This is a genomic window from Marinomonas spartinae (assembly GCF_900089775.1).
GTDB lineage: Bacteria > Pseudomonadota > Gammaproteobacteria > Pseudomonadales > Marinomonadaceae > Marinomonas > Marinomonas spartinae.
On record NZ_FLOB01000006.1, the window covers coordinates 97,981 to 120,972 of the forward strand.

Consider the following 22,992-nt stretch of genomic DNA (forward strand, 5'->3'; position numbering starts at 1 on the left):
CCGTTGGATTTTTCAATGACTAGTGTGATTTTGGGTGATTGAGACACTGACCTCCGCGTATTGGAGTGGTGCTCCAAAGGCGCAAACTAATAAGCTTAAGAGTAAATCTGCAAAACCGCAGCCGATCCAAAAAAGAGAAGGACGCTTGTCATAAACCAGAAAAAAGCCAAGATAAACCATCGTTGGATATGTTTAGGTACCTTTTCCCTTTTTTCCAACATGCCAAAGCGTTTAGCGTGAAATCGCCATAGGAACACCGTGGCGTATCGAAGAACGCCTTGCCCAGCAAAGAATAAGCCTAAACCGCTGAAAGTGCGACAGCCATTATCCAATATATCTTCAAGTTCAGAGAGCCATTTTTTCTTTAAATAAATGACGATTCCAAGCCAAATAATGAAAACTAAACCACCTAAGGCACCAGATCCAAAAATTATACCTTTAACTGTGTGATCGTCTAATATCATGTAATTTAACACCTAAGTGGATGCAGGGGGCGAGCGTCTACGCCACAGGTTTTATAGTGGGAAAGTAGGTTTGCTTGTTAGCAAAGTCGGATGAAAGTTAGTTACGCATAAATTTGCACTAATATGCCTGCAACAACAAACAAAGCAAAACTCAGCATGAACTCCCAAAAGGCGAAAATAAACCAGCGTTGGATGTGTTTAGACACCTTATCTCTTTTCTCCAACATGCCAAAGCGTTTGGCGTGAAAGCGCCATAGGAACACCGTAGCGTATTGCAGAACACCTTGCCCAGCAAAAAACAGCCCCAAACTGCTGTAAAATCGGGTGCCATTATCAAGTGTGTCTTCTAACTGTGCCATCCATTTTTTCTTAAGATATATAACTATGCCTACCCAGAAAAACAATCCCAAGAAGCTAGCTATTCCACAGAAAGCCATAATGCCTATTGCTATTTTTGTTTCCATATTGATTATTAATCCCTAATAAAATTGGTATAGCGGCCAACCACATCACCTAATTTATGACTAACAAGAGTGAGGGAAAGTAGATAGGCGACAATTTTAAGAGTTAATCTGTAAAACCGCAGCAGAGCCAAACGCGAGAATGCAACATACAACGAACCACCACATAGCGAAAATAAACCATCGTTGGATATGTTTAGGTACCTTTTCCCTTTTTTCCAACATGCCGAAGCGTTTGGCGTGAAATCGACTACTAAACACCGTGGCATATTGGAGAACACCTTGTCCGGCTAGAAAGATATTTAAACTGTAAAAACGCACCCCATCATCAAGGATATCTTCTAGTTCAGAGAGCCATTTTTGTTTTAAATAAATAATGATTCCAAACCAAAGGAAAGTGCCCCAAATACCTAGTCATCCCTGAATAATTCTCAACCCATTGAAATATAATGTATTTTGTATAATGCTAAGGGCTAAAATCTCGCCAATAATGGCGCTTTAGCCCTAAAAAGTTGCAGAATCAGTGAGTTTTTATGAAGCCTCGTCAAACAAAGCAAGATCCGCAGAAGGATTTATTCCGGCCTCAGCTAATCGATATTATTAACCCCAACCATGCACTCGTTCGGTTGGCTAAAGTGCTGGATTGGGATCGGTTGGATACCGAATTGGGGACGCATTTCGCGACAGTTGGCGCAGCGGCTCTGCCGACTCGCTTGATGGTAGGGCTACTGTATTTACAGCATTTGTATAATTTGTCTGATGAAATGGTCTTAGAGCAATGGCTTGAATCGCCTTACTACCAATACTTTTGCGGCGAAACTTTTTTCAACATGACTTCCCGTGCCATCCAACCAGTCTTGTTAAATGGCGCAAACGTTTAGGAGAAGAAGGATGTGAATGGCTGCTTACTCAGACGATACAAGCAGGACTAAAGCTGAAAGTGATCAAGTCTGCGAGTCTAAAGCGTGTGATTGTTGATACCACGGTACAAGAAAAAAACATCACCTTCCCAACCGGTGCCAAACTCTACAACAAGGCACGACAGCAACTCACTCAAGTGGCAAAAGACCTCGCTATCACGCTAAGACAAACCTATGACAAAGCCTGCCATGAGTTAATACCAAAGATTGGACGCTATGGGCATGCCAAACAATACAAACGAATGAGAAAGGCGATTAAGCAAGTCAAAGGCTTCTTAGGGCGGGTATTGCGGGACATTGATCGGCAAGTAAAGCGACAAGGATTAACACTTACCCAAAAGCAAGAAGACACTCTCAACCAAGCTTATCGATTACTAAAACAAACGCGTCAGAGTAAAAACAAACTCTACAGCCTGCATGAATCCAATGTGGACTGTATCTCCACAGGCAAAGCGCATAAACGCTATGAGTTTGGTGTGAAAGCCAGCATCGCGGTTACGGCAAAAGAGTCCTTCATTGTGGGCGCAAGCAAGAATCTATCCAGGTAATCCTTATGATGGCCATACCTTGAAAGATCAACTTCAACAAGTGGAAACCCTGACAGGAAAAAAACCGGAAACCTGTTTTGTTGACCGAGGATATAAAGGGTCGGGCGTGGAAGACATTAAAGTCTTGGTTACAGGTCAAAAACGTGGTGTGCCCAAGAAAGAGAAGCGCTGGATGGGGAGACGAAACAGTGTAGAACCCATCATCGGGCATCTCAAATCCGATGGAAAACTCAGACGATGCTTCTTAAAAAGCATACTAGGCGATGCGATGAACGTGATCTTAAGCGCCTGTGGCCAGAACCTACGTAAGCTACTGAAGTGGCTTTATTGCGCCCCATATATTGGGCCATTTTTAAGACGATTATGGCTGAAAATAATTTTTCCAACGGAAAGACCTAAAAATAGCATGGCGCTTCTTGCCTGAAACGCCATTATTCAGGGTCGATTAACTTTTCTACTTCTGCTTATTTCAAAATCGCCATGATCTGGCTATCGGAATATCGTGACTTTTCATGCAGAACCTCCTGCGTTTAGGTTACGAGAAAATTCTACCCTTGGCTGCTGCTAATTTCGAGGGAATTACCACACGAAAATGTAAAGCTATTAGTTAATAACGTTTCTTGTTTAAAAATAATCTTGACTTTATCAATATAATGATAAATATTAGTTAATAATTATCATTATATTGAGAATTTTAAAGTGAAAAAAAATCAATTTAAATATCGCTCTTGTAGCCAGATAAGTGCTGATATTGAAATAGCCCTTGAATATAAAGGGCTTACGCTGTCTGAGTGTGTAGAAGCGTTTGATAGTCGATACGATGCTGAGATCGCGAAAGGTAAGAAGTTGCCAATGAATAAAGATTTCATCAGTCGCGCCAAGAACGGTGGATTTAAGGTAGTGAGTCGACGTGTCTTAGATTTATGCGAATTACTCGATGTTAATCCGTATGAGACTGACAAGAAAATGATAAATATGGATCAAGTAGAAGTCCCATTCGGACAGCTTAAAAAAGAGTTTGAAAACGTCGAAAAAATTGTGAGAAAGCGCCCTGATCTTGAAAAAAAAGTTAAGATAATTTTACGTAGCATTGCTGATATTGTGTCAGTACAAGGAGTGTAATATGCATAGTGTGGGACCCCTTGCTGTAAATGAAATAAAAACCGAATTTTTCTCTTCACGAAACTCGGAACCGATGAAGTTTATTGACCTCTTTGCAGGGTTGGGTGGTTTTCACACCGGATTTGCAAACAGCGGCTATGAGTGTGTGTTTGCTTGTGAGATTGAACCTCACTTGCGGACCCTATACAAAGAAAATTACGGTATAGAACCCCATGGCGATATCACCAAGGTAAATGAAGCTGAGATCCCAGAACATGATGTAATGTGTGCGGGTTTCCCGTGCCAGCCGTTCTCGCTGGCAGGGAAGAAAAAGGGTGCTGAATGCCCTGCGTCAGGTCGACTTATTGACCACGTCATCCGTATTGCCAAGCACCACACACCAAAGTTTGTGGTGCTTGAGAATGTTCCCAATGTACTGACTATTGCAGAGGGGAGCTTTTGGGCATACCTCACGTCTTCTTTCTCAGAAATTGGCTACACCATCCACCACAAGGTGATTTCCCCCGTGGATATTGGTATCCCTCAGAATCGCAAACGCGTCTTTATCGTCGCTATACGAAATGATCTTGATGTCGGTTCATTCGAATGGCCTGAAATAACCGGACTAGCTAAAACGTCATTGCTAGATATCTTGGACGAAAACTTAGAGCACAAGAAGCTGGAGCCCGCGAAGGTCGATTTATTAAAGCATTGGCAATCCCTTCTGAATCAACTTGCATTGGACCGCTTGGTTTGTACTTCGATAGTTGCCCCTGAATTTGGTGCAACTTATCCCCTTAATTTTGATGCCCTCAGTTTAAAAGAAATCAAGCAGTATAAGGGGGCTTATGGTTCAGATCTTTCTCAATGTGTTTCATGGGAAGAGGTGATGGCCTTGATGCCAAGCTACACCAGAAAAAACCGGGCTGTGTCGAATTGGTTATTAGAGTCTGTTGAGTTTTCTCGTGATCTCTACCAGGCAAAAAAGTATATTTGCGATGCGTGGGCTGAAAAGATAGACAAAAATTACAATAGCTGGCAAATCTTAGAATGGCGTGGAATACATACCACAATGGATATCTATGAGCATGTTGTGCAGTTCCGAGCCTCAGGCATTCGTATTCTAAAGCCTCATGTTGCCCCATCTTTAATATCCATGACACCAACGCAAATACCCATAATACCTTCGCAAAGTCGGTATATGTCGGCGCACGAAGCGGCCAAATTGCAAAACCTACATGAACTCCCCAACCTTCCGGAAACAATTGTTGGTGCCTTTAAGGCGTTGGGTAACGCGGTAAATGCCAAGGTTATTGAGTTAATTGCAAACAACCTGAAAGTATGGAAAACTGCATAGAGAAAACAGATTATTAACATTTTTAAAAAGGATATTTAATGAGTCGAGATGACAAACGGGCGGATAAAACCTTCAAAGTTGATGTGTCGCCCGAAATGAGAATATATAAAATCCTACAACACCTTAATTACAATTTAGAAACCGCCTATGCGGAATTAATTGATAACTCAATTCAATCATTTCTGGATAAAAAGGCTGATATAGGGGAGCACCACGGAGAGTCATCTCCCAAACTAAAGGTTACAATCTATATATCAACCGCAAAAAAGCAGATTGTTATTAAAGACAATGCTGGCGGCATCCTTAGCGAAGACATGGATAGGGCCCTTAAGTTGGGTGTTGACTTGGGTACTGTTCACTCTTCGGATAGCTTAAGTGTTTACGGTATTGGGATGAAAAGCTCGGCGATATGGTTCTCGGATAATTGGTCCATTAGAACTTCCGCTATAGGTGTGAATGAAAAGCTAGATTTTAGCTTTAACCTTGATGAGTTATTAGAAAATAATCAAACAGAAGCCGATGTAATCCCCTCAGCAGCTGGTGTGAATGAACATTACACTGAGATTGTATTAAGAAATCATATTCGAAACGAAACAGCTGAACACTATCAGGATACAATAATCCCATTTTTAGAAGAAACATTTTACAAGTTTAGCAACTTCACTACTATTGAGTTCTATTATGATGATGTACTTTTAAAGCCGAATCCAAAGCGTTTAGAAACTTCAACACCTATTATTTTGGAATATCCTCGAGTAAATGGCCAAGGTTTAATTGATTCAGAAGCTCTTATTAAATGGCTATTAAAACTAGATTTCACATACGAAGGGCGCAGAGTACAAGGATTTATATCAATACGAAAGATAGGTAAATATGGTCAACCAGGCATTAGGTTGCTTAGAAATAACCGCGTGATAGAAGGAACGTCAATTTCGCCAAATTATCCTGATTCACTTTTGAAATCTAAAAATAAGTTTACTGCTCAGAGGATATACGGTGAACTAAACCTCGATTCATTTCCTGTTGATTTCATGAAAACTAACTTTAATGAAAATCTCAAGGGTCTTTACGAGGAAATTCATCAGAGGATAAATACAAACTATTTAGTGAATTTAGTATATCAAGCAGATAAATTTCGTGTCAAAAACCTTCCAGCAACCGAAAAGAATCTTCTGCAACAAGCTAAAGAGCGAATGTCTGCGCTAAGTATTAATGAGTTAGATGAAGAAATACTCGGTGGCGGGCTGAGTAAATCGAAACTTGAGGAAAACGCTAGCCCAGCCTCGGAACCGTCTGAGAACCCTGAGACAAATAAACCACTTCCTTCAAATTCAGAGGATAAAACCGAATCGATTGAAGCCCCTAAAAATCAAGTTGAAGATGATACCTGTATCGATGGAGCTGCATCTGGAACCGCTTTTCCGTTTGAAGTAAAGGAAGAAAATAAAATTGATTATTCAGATGTATTAAATGCGTACTTAGCGCAGTTAAATGGTGATAAGGCGTGCCATTTATATGACTCTTTATGTAGGCTTTCACTGAAACAACACTCGGTTCTTATGTACATTGGTGCTTGGTCATTTCTCGAAATGCTTACGGCCTTGATTGGGCGGAACTCTAGCACCTCTTTTGACGATTTTTTAGGGACTAAAATAAATGAATATTCTACAGATAAGAAAGTTAAGGGTGAATTGAGAAAAGTTGTCGGTGACATATCAACACGAGGGAATTGCACTAAGCATTCTGGAATTTTTTGGAATTACTCAGCTATGGACTTAAAACCAGCCTTCATCATACTTGAACCTTTCATAATTCATCTTATTGAAAAATATATTCAAAAAAATAATTAACTGCACAGCACTCCACTTTTTGGGTGCTGTGCACTATAAAGTAGTGGAACAATTTACAGTCTTACACTAAACAAGTTAACCAAGTAACTGTTGTAAGATGCATAAGCTTAAAGATGAAGACATTAAGCTATTGGATTTAGATCATGGTCTGATAATAGCTGAAAATTAATACCCCCGCAGTAAAAAGATCAAACTTTAATGTCAGAGAATTGAGAGTGGGAGAGCTGAAAAGTATCAGACTTTACCTCTCTCAAACCTCCTTAAAGTGTCACTTTCGTATCAAACTATAATGTTGCTGTATATCACGGCATTTTAATGATTATCTACGTGCTTTGGTGAGGTGCCTGATAGGCACTTTTTAAACGAGTCAAGGCAATGTTAATCGAACGTTCATCAAACAAATTGGCTTTGCGTTTTGCGCTTGTCTCGCCAGCAGGCCAGTGCTGAATACCTTGAATGATTTTTTGTAGATCCGGCTCAATGTTTTCTTTGCTAATAAGCCAATCAATTGTCGATAGTAGCTCCATGCCATAAGGCGTCTCAAAACCGTCTATCAGTTGTATTGTGTCCTGTAGTGATGGCCGATAGGGTTGCATTTCCGCGCTGTTTAAGTACTCGTTCAGCTGACTCTGTTTTGAGTCCTCAAACCAAATGACGTCGAGTGGTTCTGCATCATTAATGCGCTTGTTGCAATGCAGGTAAGTGCCATCCAAGTGATCGATTAAGTGTCTGAGCCTATCTGCGTATGGGCCATATAAGTTCGCTTCGAATCTAAGGTCTAGGGGGTTATCGGCTTTATTCGGTCCGTTGCGTTTTTCAATCGAGCGTTCTAAGAACCAAGCCAGCTTCTGGACTTCCAGCAAGGTGCATTCCATTCCCATCACCCAGTATTGACGAATTAATTCTGCAATCATGGCTCTGGCAGGGGTGAGTTTTGTGTGGCCTTTTTGTTTGGCAACATTTTGATAGTGCTGTGTTGGTTCGAAAACTAAAATATTGACAGATTCTAGGTCACCGAGAATGCGCTCAATTTCAGGTTTTACGCTTTCCCAGTTAAGCTTGCCATTACCCGCACCCAAAGCAGGAATGGCAATGGAATTTAGGCGTTTATCAAGGATGAATTGCTTTAAATCGACTAGGCCTTCTGTAATCCATTCTAGTTTAGATGGATTACGCCAATGGCGCTTCGTCGGGAAATTAACGATCCACTTGGGGCCCACGAGTTCATCCGTTTGAGTGACGAACATACGGCCTGTTTCTACCTGTTTCGCCTTACAAGCTTTTGAATAATCTTGTGTATTTTGGGGAAAGCGCTCTTTAAACATAAGCGCGATGCCTTTTCCCATTACACCAACGGTATTGACTGTATTAACAAGGGCCTCGACATCCGCTTCCAGTAAGTTGCCTTGTGTGTAATGAATCATTGAAAGTACCACTGTGTCATTTTTCGAACATCAATAGCTAAAGATTTTTCTCTTACTATTTGTTCAAGCTGTTGTTTCATTTCGTCAGTATAGCAAACAATGCCGAGTAAACTGGTAATCGGGCAGTGTTGGTAAACCAAGGCTTCTGCTTGGTAGCGTTCTATTTGGGCAGGATCATCCTGGTTACGCTGAAAGTTTCGTTGTTGAATAATAGGCCAGTCTAGCTTGATTAGCTCGTCTGAAGTGTTGAAAAACTCTGCAAACACCGTATAAGCATGACGATCAGTGAAAATAAACGGCACCTTTGAGTCTATTAGTTTTGGTATTGAAGACACTAAAATGACAATTTCCTCATTGGCTCTTTTTTTTACGCCACCGCGCCCTGTGTGTATGTTGTACATCATAGGAGAGAAGGGGGTGAAATAGAAGGGAATATAATCACTTAGCGTACCATAGGGTTCGATAGGTACGTTGCGCTGGGTGCGCTTATGAATCAAGTCTGTATTGCCTATTGGTTCATAATGCTCCGCGAGCTTTTGTGAGCTAGCGCAATGAAGGCCATTATCCAAAATCCAAGCAAGGTTGTCTCTATGGACGATTCTCCATATGAGTGCTTTTTCAGGGTTTAGGTTTGGATAATGGTTAGTCATGATGTTTTACAAACATATTCTCGTTTATCTGTGTGCTGACCGTGATGTTAACAGATTTCATTATTTCTTGAACTTGCTGATCTACTGTTTGGTTTTGGGTGAAAATTTTAAAAAATTGATTGGCTGGAACCGCTTCTGGAGAAAGGCATTCTGCCATACAGACGCTTTTACAATGATGATCACTGTAGTTTCTTTGGTTCATTAGACCCCAGTTGATGGAATCCATTCCTTGGCTGTAATTGAGTCGTGTTGTCTCTTCGTTTGCAAGTGGGTGACGTGGAATGATTTGCCAGTTATTGGCACTGGCATGATCTCGTCTTACCGCGATCAATACAAAAGTTTTGTCCTTGTAAGTGTGCTGAGCCGCTAAGTCAAAAGGGTTTTTGCTGAAAAAATGAAAAGGTACATAGTCTTGTAGTTTTTGAGCTTGGCGTTTTGTAACGATGTCACTGTCTGCGACATCGGTAAAATTGTTTAGTTGGCTACGGGGTAATAATCCATGGGTAAGAATGGATGCAAGATTTTCTAGGCTTGTTAAATGGTACAGCAATTTTTGGTCTTTAATTGACATATTGAAATCCTTTTCAACGACATTTTATTGGTTTCTATCACGTCTTGGTCTTGAAATCTATCAGGCTAATGAGGCGTAGTGTAATGACGACTTTTCTAAGGTCATGCTCTTCCTTAATGCTGGCAAACTTTTGTTTATTCTACCGTAAAGTGCTCTTAGGCTTCATTTTTATTTTTGGATAAGATGTGGTGTTTGGGTGAGGGAGCTTGCTATTGGCTTTCTCTGTTTTCCTTATTGCTGGCAAGTTTTGTACGCTTTACAGTAAAATGCTTCTCAAATTCATTTCTTAATGGGCGGGCTTTTCGACGGAACGGTAAGGTCTCTTATTTTCGTTGTTGGCGTTTTCGGGCGCTTTGTATTTGGCTAAAAGGTAAACAGTATGCAGAAGTCTTATTTTCGCCGTAGTGTGGTGGTTGGTGTTTTCTCGGTAGCGGTTTTGGGTATGTCTGGCTGTGCGCAGATGGGTTCTAAGGAGGCGTCTGCGGCTCCTACTATGGCGTGTACAGTGGGCGATCAAATGCAGCAGACAACCTTGTATTTTGGTATGAGTCGTCCTGCGGGCGGTGTGGTTACTGAGGCTCAGTGGCAAGGGTTTGTTGATAAAGAAGTCACACCGCGTTTTCGTGATGGTTTAACGGTGTTTGCGGCGAAAGGCCAGTGGTTGGGAAATGACGGTAAGGTGGCGAAAGAAGACAGTCGTGCGCTGATGCTGATTTACCCTACCAATGACAAAGCCAGTAATAAGAAGATTGAAGCGCTGCGCAATTTGTACAGAAAGCAATTTCAGCAAGAGTCTGTGATGCGTGTGGATTCACCTGAGTGCGTGTCTTTCTAGCGGAGTTCTTGACTTGGTACGTTTATTCTAGAGCTGAGTCAGTTTCAGTGTCCTCTTATGGGTAAACGCTCTGTTTATCTGTAAATACCATAATATATTTATCAAAAAAAGAGGTCGATTGACCTCTTTTTTAATGGTTTTTTGTGTCTTTATTATGGGCGGTTATAAAATCGCGCCCACCACAGCAGCAGATAACAAGCTCACTAGCGTTGCACCGTAAACAAGACGGAAGCCAAAGCGAGAGACCACATTACCTTGTTCTTCACTGACACCTTTGATCGCACCAGCCACAATGCCGATGGACGCAAAGTTAGCAAAGGAAACCAGGAAGACAGACAGAATGCCAAGGCTACGGGGTTCAAGTTGTGAAGCAATTTTCTGAACTTCTAACATGGCGACAAATTCGTTGGACACCAGTTTGGTTGCCATGATGCTGCCAACTTGTAGGGCATCGTGCGCGGGGATGCCGATGATCCAAGCAAGTGGGTAGAATAAGTATCCCATGACGTCTTGAAAGCTTAAACCGAACAGGCTGCTAAATATTGCGTTTAGCAGGGCGATTAAGGCGATAAAACCAATTAACATGGCCGCGACAATCATGGCTACACGGAAGCCCGCCAGAATGTAATCGCCAAGCATTTCAAAGAAGGTTTGCGATTCATGCATGTCGTTTAGTTCGGGTTCTGGCTCTTCGTGTGGGCGGTATGGGTTGATAATGGACAGAATAATGAAGGTGCTGAAGAGGTTAAGAATAAGTGCCAGTACCACGTATTTGGGTTCTAGCATGGTCATATAGGCCCCTACGATGGACATGGACACGGTCGACATGGCGGTTGCTGCCATGGTGTACATGCGACGAGGTGACTGTTTGCTCAAAATGCTTTTATAGGCAATGAAGTTTTCTGATTGACCAAGCAATAATGAGCTAACGGCGTTAAAAGACTCCAGTTTACCCATGCCATTCACTTTAGACAAAGTCGTGCCGATGATGCGAATGATCCAAGGCAAAATTTTAAAGTGCTGCAAAATACCAATGAGCGCGGAGATGAAGATGATGGGGCAAAGCACGTTGATAAAGACAAATGCTAAGCCTTGTTTATTCATATTGCCAAAGACAAAGTTGGTGCCTTCTCCAGCAAATTTCATCAATTTCTCAAATCCAGTGGCAATGCTCTGAATGGAGGCTAAGCCGTAGGATGAGTTGAGCAGAAACCAGGTAATGGCAAGCTCAATAATAATCATGAGTGCGATGTATTGAAAACGGATCTTTTTGCGGTCGTAACTGACTAATGCGGCTAAGGCAAAGATAACCAGTAACGCAAGGATAAAGTGAAATATCGGAAGCATAGTCTTTCCACTGATAAGTTATGAAGTTCAAGCACGTTCACGAATACAGGATGTATTACCATCGTGTATTAGTGTTTGCTTAGCATGATGGTGGCATTAGGGGGGAGTGCCATTTAAAAAATCTACGAGACTTTTGCACGACTACTGCGCTTGCCAATACTTTGTTAAAAAACAGACTCAAAATGCTCATTTATAACTATAAACTCCGCTTTCTCATCTGTTTTGCCGCGTCTTGGCGTCGTTCGTGACATCCTGCAAAGGTCTCTCTACGTTCGTTGTTCTGATTCCATACAGCAAGAACGCTGACCATATGGGCAGTATTATGCTTAACTTTATGCTGTTTTTCCATTGTTAGAGTCGAATAGCCAAGATTCTCGTTTCAGCCAAGTCATATTATCTGTTCGTCTCTGTTTTTAGATGGGAGGTGGTTAAGCGTGATCCATGACTTCTTTCTGAAACATGACTACTTGGTTTCTCCCTTGCTTCTTCGCCAGGTAGAGAGCATTGTCGGCCATCTGATAGATATGACGAAATGCTTGAGCGTCACAAGTGTTGGCTTGGCAATACAAGCCAACACTGATGGTGACTTGGGTGCTGGTATTGTTGATTGGAATATTGGTTTCTTCGACGGCTTGTCGAATGTCTTCACAAATGGTGTTGGCTTTTCTTTCTGAAATATCGGTAAACAATATACAGAACTCTTCGCCGCCAAGGCGCGCTGCAATATGAGGAGGCGTGGTGTATTGCTTGATGATGTTGGCGATGGCTTTGAGGGCTTCGTCTCCCGCTGGATGCCCAAATAAGTCATTCACTTTTTTGAAGTGGTCAAGGTCTAAAATAGCTAGGCCAATAAAATCTGGGGCTTCTGATAGGAACTCTTGGGTCTTTTCTGCAATAAAGCGCCGGTTGGGTAATTGAGTAAGATGATCCACGTTGCTTTGTATGGTGAGCTCTTCTCTTTTGGAATATAAATGAGTAATGGCTAGGCATAGAGCAAATAGCGTACAGAGGAAGGCGAAGACAAGCCCCCAAATCAGCAAGGTCAATTTGTTTTTTAAGCGGCGCTCTATGTCTGAATTAACCTGAATAATAGTGTGTAGTTCGTTATAGGCAAAGCTCATATCGACATCAAATGTCGTGAGTAAATCGACAAGAGGTGCTTTGTTGCTTGGGTCTTTCTGGAAGGCCTCAATACGTTTGCCTAATTCTGGTAATAAACTCTTTAACATTTGTAATTTCTTTGTATAAGGCTGGTATGTGGCCGGCTCAAAAGAGCTTTTTTGCATTTTTCTATCAATGATAGGAAAGCGGTATTGCATCCTTAAGCTGATGGCTTTTAGTTCATTGCTGTCAAAGTAGGGGCTGTTGCTTTTCAGCTGCATTAGAGCGCGTTTTAATAAGTGGGCATCTTCTTCTGCCTGCATTACGTCAATGACCAGCGCCGTAAAGTTAGACCCCAATAATTGGCGAGACTGTTTTTGGAAATACGACAAGGATCCAATACACAAAATTAAAAAAAAGATAAAGATCAGCCAGATAATGAGGCGCATTGTTTTTGCGGAAGTGGTGATTTTCATTGGGCAATTATGGTGTGCAGGGCCCAAATCCAACGGCTTTTGGATGCGGCTTGGGTGATGGGTAGGTCTAAATCATAAGGGATGAGAAGCATCAATGGCCCTAGATTGTCGGTTGTAATAGGAAGATTGTTTAACCGAGTGGCTAAAAAATATTGTCGTTTTTGTCGGCTTGATTTATCGATAAATACTTCGTACCCATCTAGAGCGGTAAAGCGCAGCCGTGGGGCATCCTTAAGGTGGTATTTTTCTAACAGATCGTTAAGCCAGACACCATAGAACTGTCCAGAGGGGCCATCAAAATGCTCGATGTTGTCCGTTTTGTATATCGGTAGGCTCTCAATGTCGGCAATGGACAGAATGGTCGTATGTTCTGGAGGGCCCAGCTCTAAAACGGGGGTAGTGTCTTTAGAAGGCGGCTCGAAAGTCGCGTTCACTGTCATCGCATTGACGCTTGGCGATGACAATATTGTAATCATAGTAAAGAGGGATAACAGAGTGATATAAAATTTGTTTATATTCTTATTGTTCAGAATGAGTTTTTGATAACAACGTACTTTGACCATGACAACCTGCTACAACAAAAAGTCTAAAGAAATTGCAAAGAAAGAGTATAGACTTGCTTGTTATCTTAGTCACCCATTCTAAAGGTTATTTTTTAAACAGTTGGTTAAGAAGTGATGGGGTGTCTAAGGGCGCTGGGTGTCAATAGAGGTGTGGGTAAGCTTGCCGCTAATGATAAAATAGAAATTAAGGTATGATTTTAAGTTATAAGTGGGTCGTGGGTGAGAGCATAATGTATGGCGTTATAAAGGCTTAGTTGCCTTTATAACGCTTGTTGCTTGTTGCCTGATACTTTTCCCTGATGCTTGGGCCGTGCTTTATTTCGCAAAATCTAAATGGTGGCTGGCGGGGTTAATTTCTAGTATTAAAAGCGGTGTTTTGATTGTTGTCTACGCTGTAGATAGTCCAGCGAAGTCTATCCGTTTTTTGTTTCGCAAATACTTCAGCGACAACGCGGCGATTACGCTCTTTTCCTGCTTCTGTGTTATTAGAGGCAATAGGATTATTCTGACCGTGTCCGATGGCCTCCACTCGAGATGGCGAAATGCCAAACGTTTTGACCAATACATTGGCAATGGCTGACGCCCGTCTTTGAGATAGGTTTAAATTGTAGGCTTGGTTGCCAACATTATCTGTGTAGCCTTCAATTTTAACGTGGCTCTTTGGGTATTTTCGTAAGAAGTCAGCTAGCCTTTTGACTTGTGGGTAAAAGGGAGGTTTGACAACCGCTTTACCTGAATCAAATAGAACCTTCATATCTAAGCTGAGCAGCTTGGTGGAGGCAACGGAGCAGCCATCGTTATTAACAACGGTCCTTGGTGGCGTACTCGGACATAGGTCACGTCCATCAATGACGCCATCTCCATCTTGGTCGTTGAGTCTTTTTTGAATCGCGCTGCTGTAGAGTCTGGCATTGTTGTTGTAGGTGCTGTCTTTTGGGAATGTTAGAGTGCCTGTCTCAGCAAAGACATTTTGTACCAATGCAAAGGTGCTGGTTATGATGCAAAGTGTCATAAAGCGATAGATTTTCATGAGAGCCTCCTAAACGACTAGTTCCATCAATTTTTGAGAGTGTTTTTTAGTGTTTGGTTGTTGCTAGAAGAAAAAGCACTGCTCAACTTCTGACTATGGGATCAAGATTAGGAGATTTAGGTGGGCGTGACTGTAGTGCAAATGTAGTAACGACCTGTCACAAAACACCTTTTTGTAACTAAATGTAATCAAAAAGAATGTTTTGTAATCAGGTTGTTCTTAGATAAAGTGCTTACCAAGAGCCAGTGTTTTCCATGGATAGCCAAGGCTCTGCGGGTTCAAGGCTGCCATCTTTTTGCAATAGCTCGATGGAGATGTTGTTCGGGTCTTTGATAAATGCCATGTGGCCATCGCGTGGGGGACGCAAGATGGTGACACCCATGGATTGCAAGTTGGCGCAGACGTCATAGATGTTGTCTACTTCAAAAGCAAGGTGACCGAATTGGTCGCCACCGCTGTAGGTTCGATCGTCCCAGTTGTGGGTGAGCTCCACTTCTGGTGCCCCTTTTTCCGTTGCGTAGTAAATAAGCGAAAATTGTCCTTTTTCACTGTCCATACGGCGTGTCTGAACAAGCCCCAGACCTTGGGTGTAGAAGGTATGGCTTTCTTCTGGTTTGTCGGTTCTGATCATGGCGTGTAGATATCGTACTGACATGAGTGCTCCTTGTTGGTCTCTATTAAGATGCCCATATTGAGATATATCGATATAATAAAGGTATTGGGCAGCGAAGAACACCTCACGGGAAATATTTGCACTATTCTTCCCATACCCAGCGTATCGGTTCGCCAAAATCATCGTAGATAATTTTCTTTTTAGGGCGTTTCTTAATGCTGGATGATTTATGTTTTGGGTGTTTACGCTCATCTAGAGCGGCCACAATGTGATTTAGTGGTGTACGCTCTTTTTTGGGCTCGGTAAAGCCTATGTGGCTCGTGTTATACTTGCCGTCAACAAGACCAGATTCTCCCATCTCAACTTGCTGGATCTGTCCTTTAGCTTTGATAAATTCCTCGACGAGAGAATCAATCTCTTTGCGTGTGTCTTTCTTTGTGCTTTTAGGTTTGATCATAAGTCGTGCTATCGGTGTTGAATTGCCTTTCTGAGGCGTGGTCATAATTTATTCATACTAAACGTAAGAGGTTGCTGGTGTCTATTACCAACTTAATTGTGCATGAAATTCAAAAGCATGAAGGTGAGCGGAAAGCAATATTAATTGCGCGCCCTAATGAAAATCCGGTCGATATGCAGGCCCAAGCGCTTTCTGAACAAGTGATTAATTTATTTAATCGTTCCGGTATGAATACGGGACGTTTTTCGAATCCACATGGTAGTGATGAGGGGTCACAACTCCCCGCGTTACTGACAAAGCATTTTAAAGATGGCGCGTTTTTGGATTTTGCTGGATTTTCTAAAGAGTGTGCTGCTGAGTATTTAAAGTATTTAGAAAATGTTGAAGAAGCGGAAGGTGGGCTATTGTGGTTTAACCATTACGAGCTGCATGATACGCATTTTTTATACATTGTCTTGTTAAAGCGCAAACAGGGGATTGGTCTCGGGGCGGATTTGAGCCTGTCGCAAGTGGAGCAAATTGAAATAGAAAAGCTTCATATGGCATTGCGTATTAATCTTAGTGCCTGGCAGGCGGAGGATGAAGGGCGCTATATTGCTTTTCGTTTTGGTCGCGCGCCTAAATTTGAAAGTGAGTATTTTACGCAATTTATTGGTTGTGATGAGCCGAAGGCGGCGGCCAAAGAAACTCGTAAGTTGGTGGATTTAACCTCGGCGTTTTGCCAATCCGAAGGCTTGCCATCAAAGCAGGCAAATGATTTTAAGCGTGTGGTATCAGAGCATTGTCAAAGTAAAGCGGAAGAGCGGGAGCCGTTGGAGATTAAGGACATCGCCCATGAAGTGGAAACGCGCTTTTCTGTAGAACAGGCCAATAAGTTTTTGGAGATCGCTGATTCAGACAGTTTTAAAATGGAAAAAGAGATTTTCGTGGAGAAGGCTGGGTTGAAAAAACTAACGCGCCTTTCAGGGAGTTCACGAGCACTCACCATGAGTTTTGACAGTGATCTGCTTGGTGAGACGGTTCACTTTGATGCAGACACTGGCACTCTTACTATTAAAGAGTTGCCAAAGAGTCTGCTAAAGCAATTAAAATCCATGAGCTAGTCGGTCTTGTTACTGGTTTGGCGAGCAATAATCGCTGTCAAGCTAGTGCAAACCGAGCAGCTTTTCGAGTTCTTCCATGGTATCAAAACAAACCGTTGCGCCAGCGGCGGTTTGTTTGTCAGCGGATAGCGTTTCGCTAAAGGCAAAAACACGCATACCGGCGCCCCGCCCTGCGGTAATCCCCGCAATCGAGTCTTCAATGACAATGCAATCTTCTGGGGCAACCCCCAATGCTGCAGCGGCCTTTAGGTAGAGGTCGGGAAAGGGTTTGCCTTTGCTCACGTCATCAACGCTAAAACGGGTTGCAAAGCGTTCCGCTAGGCCAATTTTGTGGAGTTTGAACTCCATTTCATCCCGTCTTGCGTTTGTTGCCATGGCGATGGGTACGGTTATTTTGCCTAATAGCTGGCGCACACCATGAATGGGTTCTAAGTGATGATTAATGGTGTGTTGGAACTCTTCTCTGAATTCTCTTTCAAATGACTCCGGTAAAGCCTTGCCAAGCATTTTTTCCGCTGTCTCAATGTTTTTTTTGTTGGTAAAGCCTGAGAAGCGTTCGTGTAGCAGGGCATCGTCAACGATGAGACCATATCGAGCAAATTGTTTTTTTAGTATTTGGTTAGAAATATTTTCTGTGTCAACAATGACACCGTCGCAATCAAAAAGAATGGCTTTGTATTGGTCAGTCATAAAAACAATTTAGGTTATGTGTGAGCTTGGATGATAGCGAATTTCAAAGTATGAAAGAAGGTGTAAGGTTAATATAAAAAGGTGTGGTAATGGTGTGAGGGTAACGAAGAGGAAGGGAGGGGGTTTTATTGTTTTTCTCCCCTTAAAATGTATCAAATAGGTTATACTGTTGCCCGATGATTGGGTCTAAGTATTATTATTTGTTTCAACGTGCTGTTCAGCACTAGTGGCTTGTTGCGTGTGAACGTGGTTTGCGAGCGTGAAGAATCATATCCTTACAGACAGATAAGACAATTTTGGCTGCGCGAGCAATTTTTGCACGACGTGCTTGGCGTTCTACACTGCGGTCTTCAAACCCCCATGCTTTTAATAGTGCTTCGTATTGGTCTTGAGAATCCATAATGGTACTCCTTTATTCAGTATTTTTAATGAGCTCTTGTTCGTGCTCTTGGTTGAAAATGTTGTTTTATTACAACATTTGTAATGATAGAGGTGGATGGGGCGGGGAACAAACGATCCTTTTTCATCTATTTGGTTACTTTTTTTCATCTTTCATGGTTTACGAAGGAAATAATGGCATACACATCGTTAGACAGTTTTTCAAAGAATTGGATTTTTAAGCGTGAAGACCCAAAGGTCACGACGCAGGACCTGGCTGAGATTCGCTTGCTGGATGAGCAAGGTGCGGCGTCAGTATGGCGTGACTATATTAGTGATAATCAAATTCACCCTGATCATTTTACGGAGCAAGACTGGCCGAACAAGGCTGAGTTACAAGTGATGAAGGTGGCGTGGGAAAAACGCTGGGACTCCACAGAAGAGGCGTTGCCTGAGGAAGTTCTGACCCATGTCACTACTTGGGGGGAAGAAGCGAAAGTCTTTTTTTGCTGCCATAATGAGTTGGTGTTTGAGATGCCTTGGGGAGTATTTAAGCGCACTTGGAAAGCGTTCTTGTTTCTCGATAATGGTCCGATTCTAGTGGGACGCAAAAAGAGCCAAGCGGTACAATTTCATTCTGATGGCATGGTCACCATGCTATTTCGTCGTTAGGCTGTCTTTGAGTGCATTAGGTGACTATATCTAATGCTCTTTCCTCTCTTTTTATATCGTTTTGATCAAGTGTTTGCTCACTCTGCCTGTCTGCTAACTTCTCCGTTTTCGGCTATTAAGACAGTGGGTATTGAAGAGGCTGTTATAGGCTAACAGATGGTTGGCCTCTTGTTGGTGCCCTAGGCTGTCCATCAGTAATGCGACGACTTCAGCAGTGGCAAATTGCATGCTGTGACTGGAGTGCCTGACTAAAAACGATCGCTGTGCTTCGCTGTTAATTTCCAAATGAGGGATGGCCTTTAGCCATTGGCTTTGATGAAACATTTTGCTGGCCTGTTTCCAAGTGCCATCTAGCACAATAAAGGTGTGTTTGTTGTCTTCTGGTGTTGTGGGCAGTGGTAAGCTTTGTGGCTGTCGGTTTTGTGATTGCGCGGTCGGGGTGTTGGGAAACAAGATGGAGCAATGCCCTTGGACGGCTTTAAGCTGCTTCACAAGGGGCTCTGGCGGCTGTGTTCTGTCCCAAATAAAGGCTTGTGTGTCGTTGGGGTATAAGTCGGCGATCAGCCTACCGCTATTGGTCGGTTTATGTATTTCATCACGATGGAAGAGCAGAATGAACTGGAAGGGGGGTTCGCTGGTTTTTCTGTGTTGGCAAAAGCAGGCAAATTCCGCCATCAAGCAGGAGGGGCAACGAATGGTATTAGAGCCACGAGCGATGAAAGGACGCAATGCGTTTTGCTGACATTGTTGACGGAGTTTATCGACACAGTGTGGTGGGTGTTTTAGGAGCATAATGTGTTCTTGATCGGCATAGATGAGTTTTTTTGAGGGGAAACATTCTAGCGCACTTTTCGACAGAATCATTGAAAATCAATGAGTAGGAAGCTCTTTTGGCTGTAATTTGCGCATATATTGACGAAAAATAAGCAAAAATTGAGGAATAAGATCTAAAGGTTAAGGGTTGTTCTGTTCGCGTCGGCGTTAGCAAGCTAAGGTGTGAGTTATATATCTGTTATCTGAGTATTTTATGAGTCGCTACATCTCGCCCGTGTTATACGTACTCCTGATGTTGGTAGGTTGCTTAGCTTTTATATCCATAGCCGGTGTTAGAGTGGGTGTGTTTGACCCTGTAACGGGGTTTGCGTTATTGAAAAAGAGCGTTATTGCTTCTCTTGTGTTGTCTTTATTAGCGGTGATTTCCTTGATCGTCTGCCGTAAAGAGTGCAATGCAGCGACCGCCCGTTTCTTCTATTTGGTGCTGGTGTTAACCCTGTTATACAGCGCTATGTGGATTATCTTTTATGTGCAGCGTTCTGGGCTGCCTGAAATTAACGATATCACGACGGATATGGTGACGCCTCCTGCTTATATAAACGTGAATTTTTTGCGTCATTCTGGTGAGAACAGTCTTTCTTACCATAAAGAATGGGCGAGTATTCAGAAAAAGTTTTATCCCAATGTAAAGCCTCTTTTGACCAACAAGAGCAAAGAGGTTGTGTTTCAAAAGGCATTGAAACTGGTGCAGGATAACGATTGGGTGTTGGTTGCCTCTTATCCGGAAGTGGGTTTGATTGAAGCGACGGCAAGAACGCCCGTTTTTGGTTTTCGTGATGATGTAGTGATCCGCCTTATGACGACAGATAATGGCAAGACTCGTGTGGATATGCGTTCTTGTTCTCGAGTCGGTAAAGGGGATTTTGGCGTCAATGCAAAGCGTATTATTAAGTTCATGTCCTCGTTATCAGAGAGCCTGAATTCCGATCAAATGAAGCGGCTGCGTTTTCTTAATTAAGGGCTGGATTCTGCGTGGAACGGCTTTTGTGGTTTTTTAAGTGAAAATAGACTCGTGTTCATAATTGGGACAAGATAAACTCCAAAACGTACTGTTACCAAGAGGATGTTTTGTGAGCTCGCGTCAAACTCAAAAGGCCAATACTCGTGCCAAAATTAAGCGTATCGCCAAGCAAGCGTTTTTAGACAATGGCATCGAGAATACGAGCACGCGTTATTTAAGCGCTCAGGCTGGCGTGTCTGTAGGTACTTTATTTGTTCATTTCCCAGATAAACTCTCCCTTGTAAAAGATATTTTCTTCGATGAAATGGACGTTGCTCTTCGTGAAGCGGCGGACGCACAAACACATTCCCTATCCCCAACCGATTATTTGTTGCAAATGGCTCAAGTTCTCTTTGCTTTTTATGATCAATACTCTGAATTTGCCCGTTTGGCTTTGTTTGATAGTTTGGCTCATGGGGGTTACCACAGTAAACAGCTTTCCGTGATGACGGAGGGAGTCACTAAGCGTTTTAAAGCGGTAGGCGTCGATGAAAAAACGGCCGTTATTTTTGCCGAAAACATGGCGGCGAATTTTTGTATGGTGTTGTTTGATGGTCTGCCTTCTGGTGTGCTGGGAGTGAAAGCAATTGAGCGTTTGAATAGTTTAAACTTGCCTTTTGATGTGTCTTTTAAAAATGCACAAAAGAAGACGGGTTAGTGGGTCTCGTTTGCTTTTCGATAAGGCCCTTGGTAATCAAATAACCGTTCACTTACCTGCCAGTAGTTTTTTTGTTTCTTAGCGATGACAAAATCTGGCGCAGGAAAGTAGGACTCAAACTTCATGGCGTCTTCTGGGGTATCAAACGTCAATGGATGAGTGCCATTGGCAATACGTCGACCAAACTGCTCATTAAAGCGCTGTCTGGATTTTTTCTGATTAAAAAAGAAAGATTCACTGAGCGTGCTGCCGTCTTCGTCGTGGTAGGTCACTTTGATGGCTTGCTCAGCCTTTAATAAGGTGAGTGTGATGCCGGAGCAACGTAGGACCTTGTTATTTTTTAAGTTGAGTGCGTTACGCAGCTGGTCGTCTGGGTCGATCAATCGCTCATGGCAGTGGGTGCAATGGCGTGCGGCGATGTCGTTTTCTTCATTACAATGTGGGCAACGTTTGAAGGTAAACCGATAGGTGCATTCTTCTTCGCCATGAGGGGTGTCCATCAAGCCGTGGCAGCGACGTCCAAAATGCTCAATAATATTGCCCTCACTGTCTTTTCTGCCCCAAAATATGTTGGCAAAGTCGCATTCAGGGCAATGTACTAAGACGGCTTCTGAGTCTTTGGTGGGTTTCTTTTCGCCCACTTCAGGTTGGAATATATTGTAGCCATTGTTGGTGTAATCCAAAATCAAGCAGTCTTTTTTGCCTGGACTTAAGCGCAAGCCTCGGCCGACGATTTGTTGAAATAAACTAATGGATTGGGTCGGACGTAAAATGGCGATGACATCCACATGGGGAGCATCGAACCCTGTTGTTAGTACCGATACGTTCACCAAATATTTAATTTTTCTGGCTTTGAATTCATTGATTAATCTGTCCCGCTCTTTATTGGGTGTTTTACCTGTAATAAGGGCGATGGACGATTCTTTTGTCGTGTCTGCTTGGTTGTGTTCTAGGTGTTTTAAATAGCCTACGATCTCGGTGGCGTGCTCAATGGTGGAAGCAAAAATCATTACGCCTTGGCGCTTCTGGCTTAGCTGCACGATCTGTTCCGTAATAGCTTGTGTGACTCGCGGGTGTTTGTGAATGAGTTCGTTTAACGCAATGGCATCGGTGTCTTGTTCACCATCTAAGCTTTCGGTGAGCAAGCTAAAGTCATAATGGGCAATGGCAGCATCATAGTGAATAGGTTTGGTTAAATAGCCGTTTTTCACCATATGTTGAAGCGGTAATTCGTAGATGCAGCGTTTAAAAAATGTATTGACGGCATCACGGACAAAACCATGATAGTGGCTGTGATAAATCCAACCAGATCCTAATCGGTAAGGGGTGGCGGTTAACCCCAATATTCTGGTGTTGGGGTTTAATGCTAAAAAATGAGCGAGGGTTTTTTGGTATTGGCTGCCTTCTTCCATTTCAACACGATGACATTCGTCAATGATGATGAGGCTAGCAGGCTGTTGAAACGCATCCAAATGAGCCGAAATAGACTGAATACTGGCGAACGTGGTTTTTTCCGTGGCGCTCTTTTGATTGAGTCCTGCGGAGAAAATGCCTGCTGATAAGCCCGTCGCGAGAAATTTGGCGTGATTTTGCTCGACCAATTCTTTTACATGGGCTAAGCAAATTACGCGACCGTGTGCTAAGCGGCTTAGCTCGGCAATGACTAGGCTTTTGCCCGCGCCGGTAGGTAAGACGATGACAGCTGGATCGGCACTTTTTCGAAAATGGGATAAGGTCGCGTTAACCGCTTGTTGCTGATAATCGCGAAGAACGTAGGGCTGTTTCATGGCTGCGAAAAATAGCACGACTCAATGTTGTTGGGAAGCATGACGCCAGTCACTTATCGGTAACGAAATTCGTGTGTTATGGCGTGTGCTACAGTATCATAA

Annotated in this window: 23 protein-coding genes and 1 pseudogene; 9 read left to right on the top strand and 15 right to left on the bottom strand. The window is 42.7% G+C overall.

Annotated elements, in window-relative coordinates; genetic code table 11:
- Positions 1–95: 95 nt before the first annotated feature.
- Both MSP8886_RS13530 and MSP8886_RS13535 read right to left on the bottom strand, forming a co-directional pair.
- On the bottom strand, positions 96–464 hold the full coding sequence (locus tag MSP8886_RS13530) for a hypothetical protein (RefSeq protein WP_067017306.1): 369 nt from the start codon (positions 462–464) through the stop codon (positions 96–98).
- Positions 465–565: 101 nt separating this feature from the next.
- Entirely contained in the window at positions 566–823 is a 258-nt protein-coding gene (locus tag MSP8886_RS13535) for a hypothetical protein (protein WP_217491143.1), read from the bottom strand.
- Between the two features lie 635 nt (positions 824–1,458).
- Here MSP8886_RS13535 and MSP8886_RS13540 point away from each other — a divergent pair.
- The 4 genes and pseudogenes from MSP8886_RS13540 to MSP8886_RS13555 all read left to right on the top strand — a co-directional run bounded on the left by MSP8886_RS13540 (position 1,459) and on the right by MSP8886_RS13555 (position 6,701).
- Positions 1,459–2,817: pseudogene (locus tag MSP8886_RS13540) on the top strand (IS5 family transposase).
- Positions 2,818–3,092: 275 nt separating this feature from the next.
- Positions 3,093–3,515, top strand: coding sequence for a hypothetical protein (locus MSP8886_RS13545; RefSeq protein ID WP_067017308.1), 423 nt, complete (start codon positions 3,093–3,095; stop codon positions 3,513–3,515).
- Between the two features lies 1 nt (position 3,516).
- Positions 3,517–4,851 carry a DNA cytosine methyltransferase gene (locus tag MSP8886_RS13550; protein ID WP_217491349.1) on the top strand — a complete coding sequence of 445 codons (1,335 nt, stop codon included), beginning with the start codon at positions 3,517–3,519 and terminating at the stop codon, positions 4,849–4,851.
- Positions 4,852–4,889: 38 nt separating this feature from the next.
- Positions 4,890–6,701, top strand: a complete 1,812-nt coding sequence (locus tag MSP8886_RS13555) for an ATP-binding protein (RefSeq protein WP_067017309.1) — start codon at positions 4,890–4,892, stop codon at positions 6,699–6,701.
- A gap of 323 nt (positions 6,702–7,024) precedes the next feature.
- Here the strand turns inward: MSP8886_RS13555 and darG are convergent, their stop codons facing one another.
- Genes darG through MSP8886_RS13570 form a run of 3 tightly spaced genes read right to left on the bottom strand, consistent with a single transcriptional unit; the run spans position 7,025 to position 9,346 of the window.
- A complete protein-coding gene (gene darG, locus MSP8886_RS13560; RefSeq protein ID WP_067017310.1) occupies positions 7,025–8,125 on the bottom strand; it encodes a type II toxin-antitoxin system antitoxin DNA ADP-ribosyl glycohydrolase DarG in 1,101 nt (366 codons plus the stop codon).
- Positions 8,122–8,775: a type II toxin-antitoxin system toxin DNA ADP-ribosyl transferase DarT gene (gene darT / locus MSP8886_RS13565; RefSeq protein WP_067017311.1), complete on the bottom strand. Its 654-nt coding sequence runs from the start codon at positions 8,773–8,775 to the stop codon at positions 8,122–8,124. Before darT ends, darG begins: the two co-directional genes overlap by 4 nt.
- Positions 8,768–9,346 carry a DarT ssDNA thymidine ADP-ribosyltransferase family protein gene (locus MSP8886_RS13570; RefSeq protein WP_067017312.1) on the bottom strand — a complete coding sequence of 193 codons (579 nt, stop codon included), beginning with the start codon at positions 9,344–9,346 and terminating at the stop codon, positions 8,768–8,770. The genes darT and MSP8886_RS13570 overlap by 8 nt, the downstream gene beginning before the upstream one ends.
- 379 nt (positions 9,347–9,725) lie before the next feature.
- Here MSP8886_RS13570 and MSP8886_RS13575 point away from each other — a divergent pair, with 379 nt between their 5' ends.
- Positions 9,726–10,181, top strand: coding sequence for a DUF3574 domain-containing protein (locus MSP8886_RS13575; protein ID WP_067017313.1), 456 nt, complete (start codon positions 9,726–9,728; stop codon positions 10,179–10,181).
- A 162-nt stretch (positions 10,182–10,343) separates the two neighbouring features.
- Here the strand turns inward: MSP8886_RS13575 and MSP8886_RS13580 are convergent, their stop codons facing one another.
- The 6 genes from MSP8886_RS13580 to MSP8886_RS13605 all read right to left on the bottom strand — a co-directional run bounded on the left by MSP8886_RS13580 (position 10,344) and on the right by MSP8886_RS13605 (position 15,813).
- Complete coding sequence (locus MSP8886_RS13580; RefSeq protein ID WP_067017315.1) at positions 10,344–11,528, bottom strand: NupC/NupG family nucleoside CNT transporter; 1,185 nt, start codon at positions 11,526–11,528, stop codon at positions 10,344–10,346.
- A 428-nt stretch (positions 11,529–11,956) separates the two neighbouring features.
- Positions 11,957–13,105: a GGDEF domain-containing protein gene (locus MSP8886_RS13585; protein WP_067017317.1), complete on the bottom strand. Its 1,149-nt coding sequence runs from the start codon at positions 13,103–13,105 to the stop codon at positions 11,957–11,959.
- The gene (locus MSP8886_RS13590) at positions 13,102–13,545 is read right to left on the bottom strand and encodes a hypothetical protein (RefSeq protein ID WP_067017319.1); all 444 of its coding nucleotides are present in this window, start codon (positions 13,543–13,545) and stop codon (positions 13,102–13,104) included. Before MSP8886_RS13590 ends, MSP8886_RS13585 begins: the two co-directional genes overlap by 4 nt.
- A gap of 472 nt (positions 13,546–14,017) precedes the next feature.
- On the bottom strand, positions 14,018–14,698 hold the full coding sequence (locus MSP8886_RS13595; protein WP_139063146.1) for an OmpA family protein: 681 nt from the start codon (positions 14,696–14,698) through the stop codon (positions 14,018–14,020).
- 232 nt (positions 14,699–14,930) lie between these two features.
- Positions 14,931–15,353: a VOC family protein gene (locus MSP8886_RS13600; RefSeq protein WP_067017323.1), complete on the bottom strand. Its 423-nt coding sequence runs from the start codon at positions 15,351–15,353 to the stop codon at positions 14,931–14,933.
- A 100-nt stretch (positions 15,354–15,453) separates the two neighbouring features.
- Complete coding sequence (locus MSP8886_RS13605; protein WP_245659100.1) at positions 15,454–15,813, bottom strand: hypothetical protein; 360 nt, start codon at positions 15,811–15,813, stop codon at positions 15,454–15,456.
- A 32-nt stretch (positions 15,814–15,845) separates the two neighbouring features.
- Between MSP8886_RS13605 and MSP8886_RS13610 the strand changes: the two genes are divergently transcribed.
- Complete coding sequence (locus MSP8886_RS13610) at positions 15,846–16,871, top strand: nucleoid-associated protein (protein WP_067017324.1); 1,026 nt, start codon at positions 15,846–15,848, stop codon at positions 16,869–16,871.
- A 42-nt stretch (positions 16,872–16,913) separates the two neighbouring features.
- On the opposite strand, the gene MSP8886_RS13615 is transcribed toward MSP8886_RS13610, so the two are convergent.
- Together MSP8886_RS13615 and MSP8886_RS22355 are read right to left on the bottom strand one after the other, a co-directional pair.
- On the bottom strand, positions 16,914–17,561 hold the full coding sequence (locus MSP8886_RS13615; RefSeq protein ID WP_067017326.1) for an HAD family hydrolase: 648 nt from the start codon (positions 17,559–17,561) through the stop codon (positions 16,914–16,916).
- A 223-nt stretch (positions 17,562–17,784) separates the two neighbouring features.
- Positions 17,785–17,961 carry a hypothetical protein gene (locus MSP8886_RS22355; RefSeq protein WP_175365309.1) on the bottom strand — a complete coding sequence of 59 codons (177 nt, stop codon included), beginning with the start codon at positions 17,959–17,961 and terminating at the stop codon, positions 17,785–17,787.
- A 173-nt stretch (positions 17,962–18,134) separates the two neighbouring features.
- Here MSP8886_RS22355 and MSP8886_RS13620 point away from each other — a divergent pair, with 173 nt between their 5' ends.
- Positions 18,135–18,611, top strand: coding sequence for a DUF2947 family protein (locus tag MSP8886_RS13620; protein WP_067017327.1), 477 nt, complete (start codon positions 18,135–18,137; stop codon positions 18,609–18,611).
- Positions 18,612–18,704: 93 nt separating this feature from the next.
- Here the strand turns inward: MSP8886_RS13620 and MSP8886_RS13625 are convergent, their stop codons facing one another.
- Positions 18,705–19,403 (bottom strand): tRNA-uridine aminocarboxypropyltransferase, encoded by a 699-nt coding sequence (locus MSP8886_RS13625; RefSeq protein WP_067017542.1) that lies wholly within the window; start codon positions 19,401–19,403, stop codon positions 18,705–18,707.
- Between the two features lie 235 nt (positions 19,404–19,638).
- Between MSP8886_RS13625 and MSP8886_RS13630 the strand changes: the two genes are divergently transcribed.
- On the top strand, positions 19,639–20,403 hold the full coding sequence (locus MSP8886_RS13630) for a DUF1499 domain-containing protein (protein ID WP_067017329.1): 765 nt from the start codon (positions 19,639–19,641) through the stop codon (positions 20,401–20,403).
- A gap of 112 nt (positions 20,404–20,515) precedes the next feature.
- A complete protein-coding gene (locus MSP8886_RS13635) occupies positions 20,516–21,103 on the top strand; it encodes a TetR/AcrR family transcriptional regulator (protein ID WP_067017330.1) in 588 nt (195 codons plus the stop codon).
- Here the strand turns inward: MSP8886_RS13635 and radD are convergent.
- Positions 21,100–22,890 (bottom strand): DNA repair helicase RadD, encoded by a 1,791-nt coding sequence (gene radD, locus MSP8886_RS13640; RefSeq protein WP_067017335.1) that lies wholly within the window; start codon positions 22,888–22,890, stop codon positions 21,100–21,102. The two genes, MSP8886_RS13635 and radD, sit on opposite strands and share 4 nt — an antisense overlap.
- Positions 22,891–22,992 lie beyond the last annotated feature (102 nt).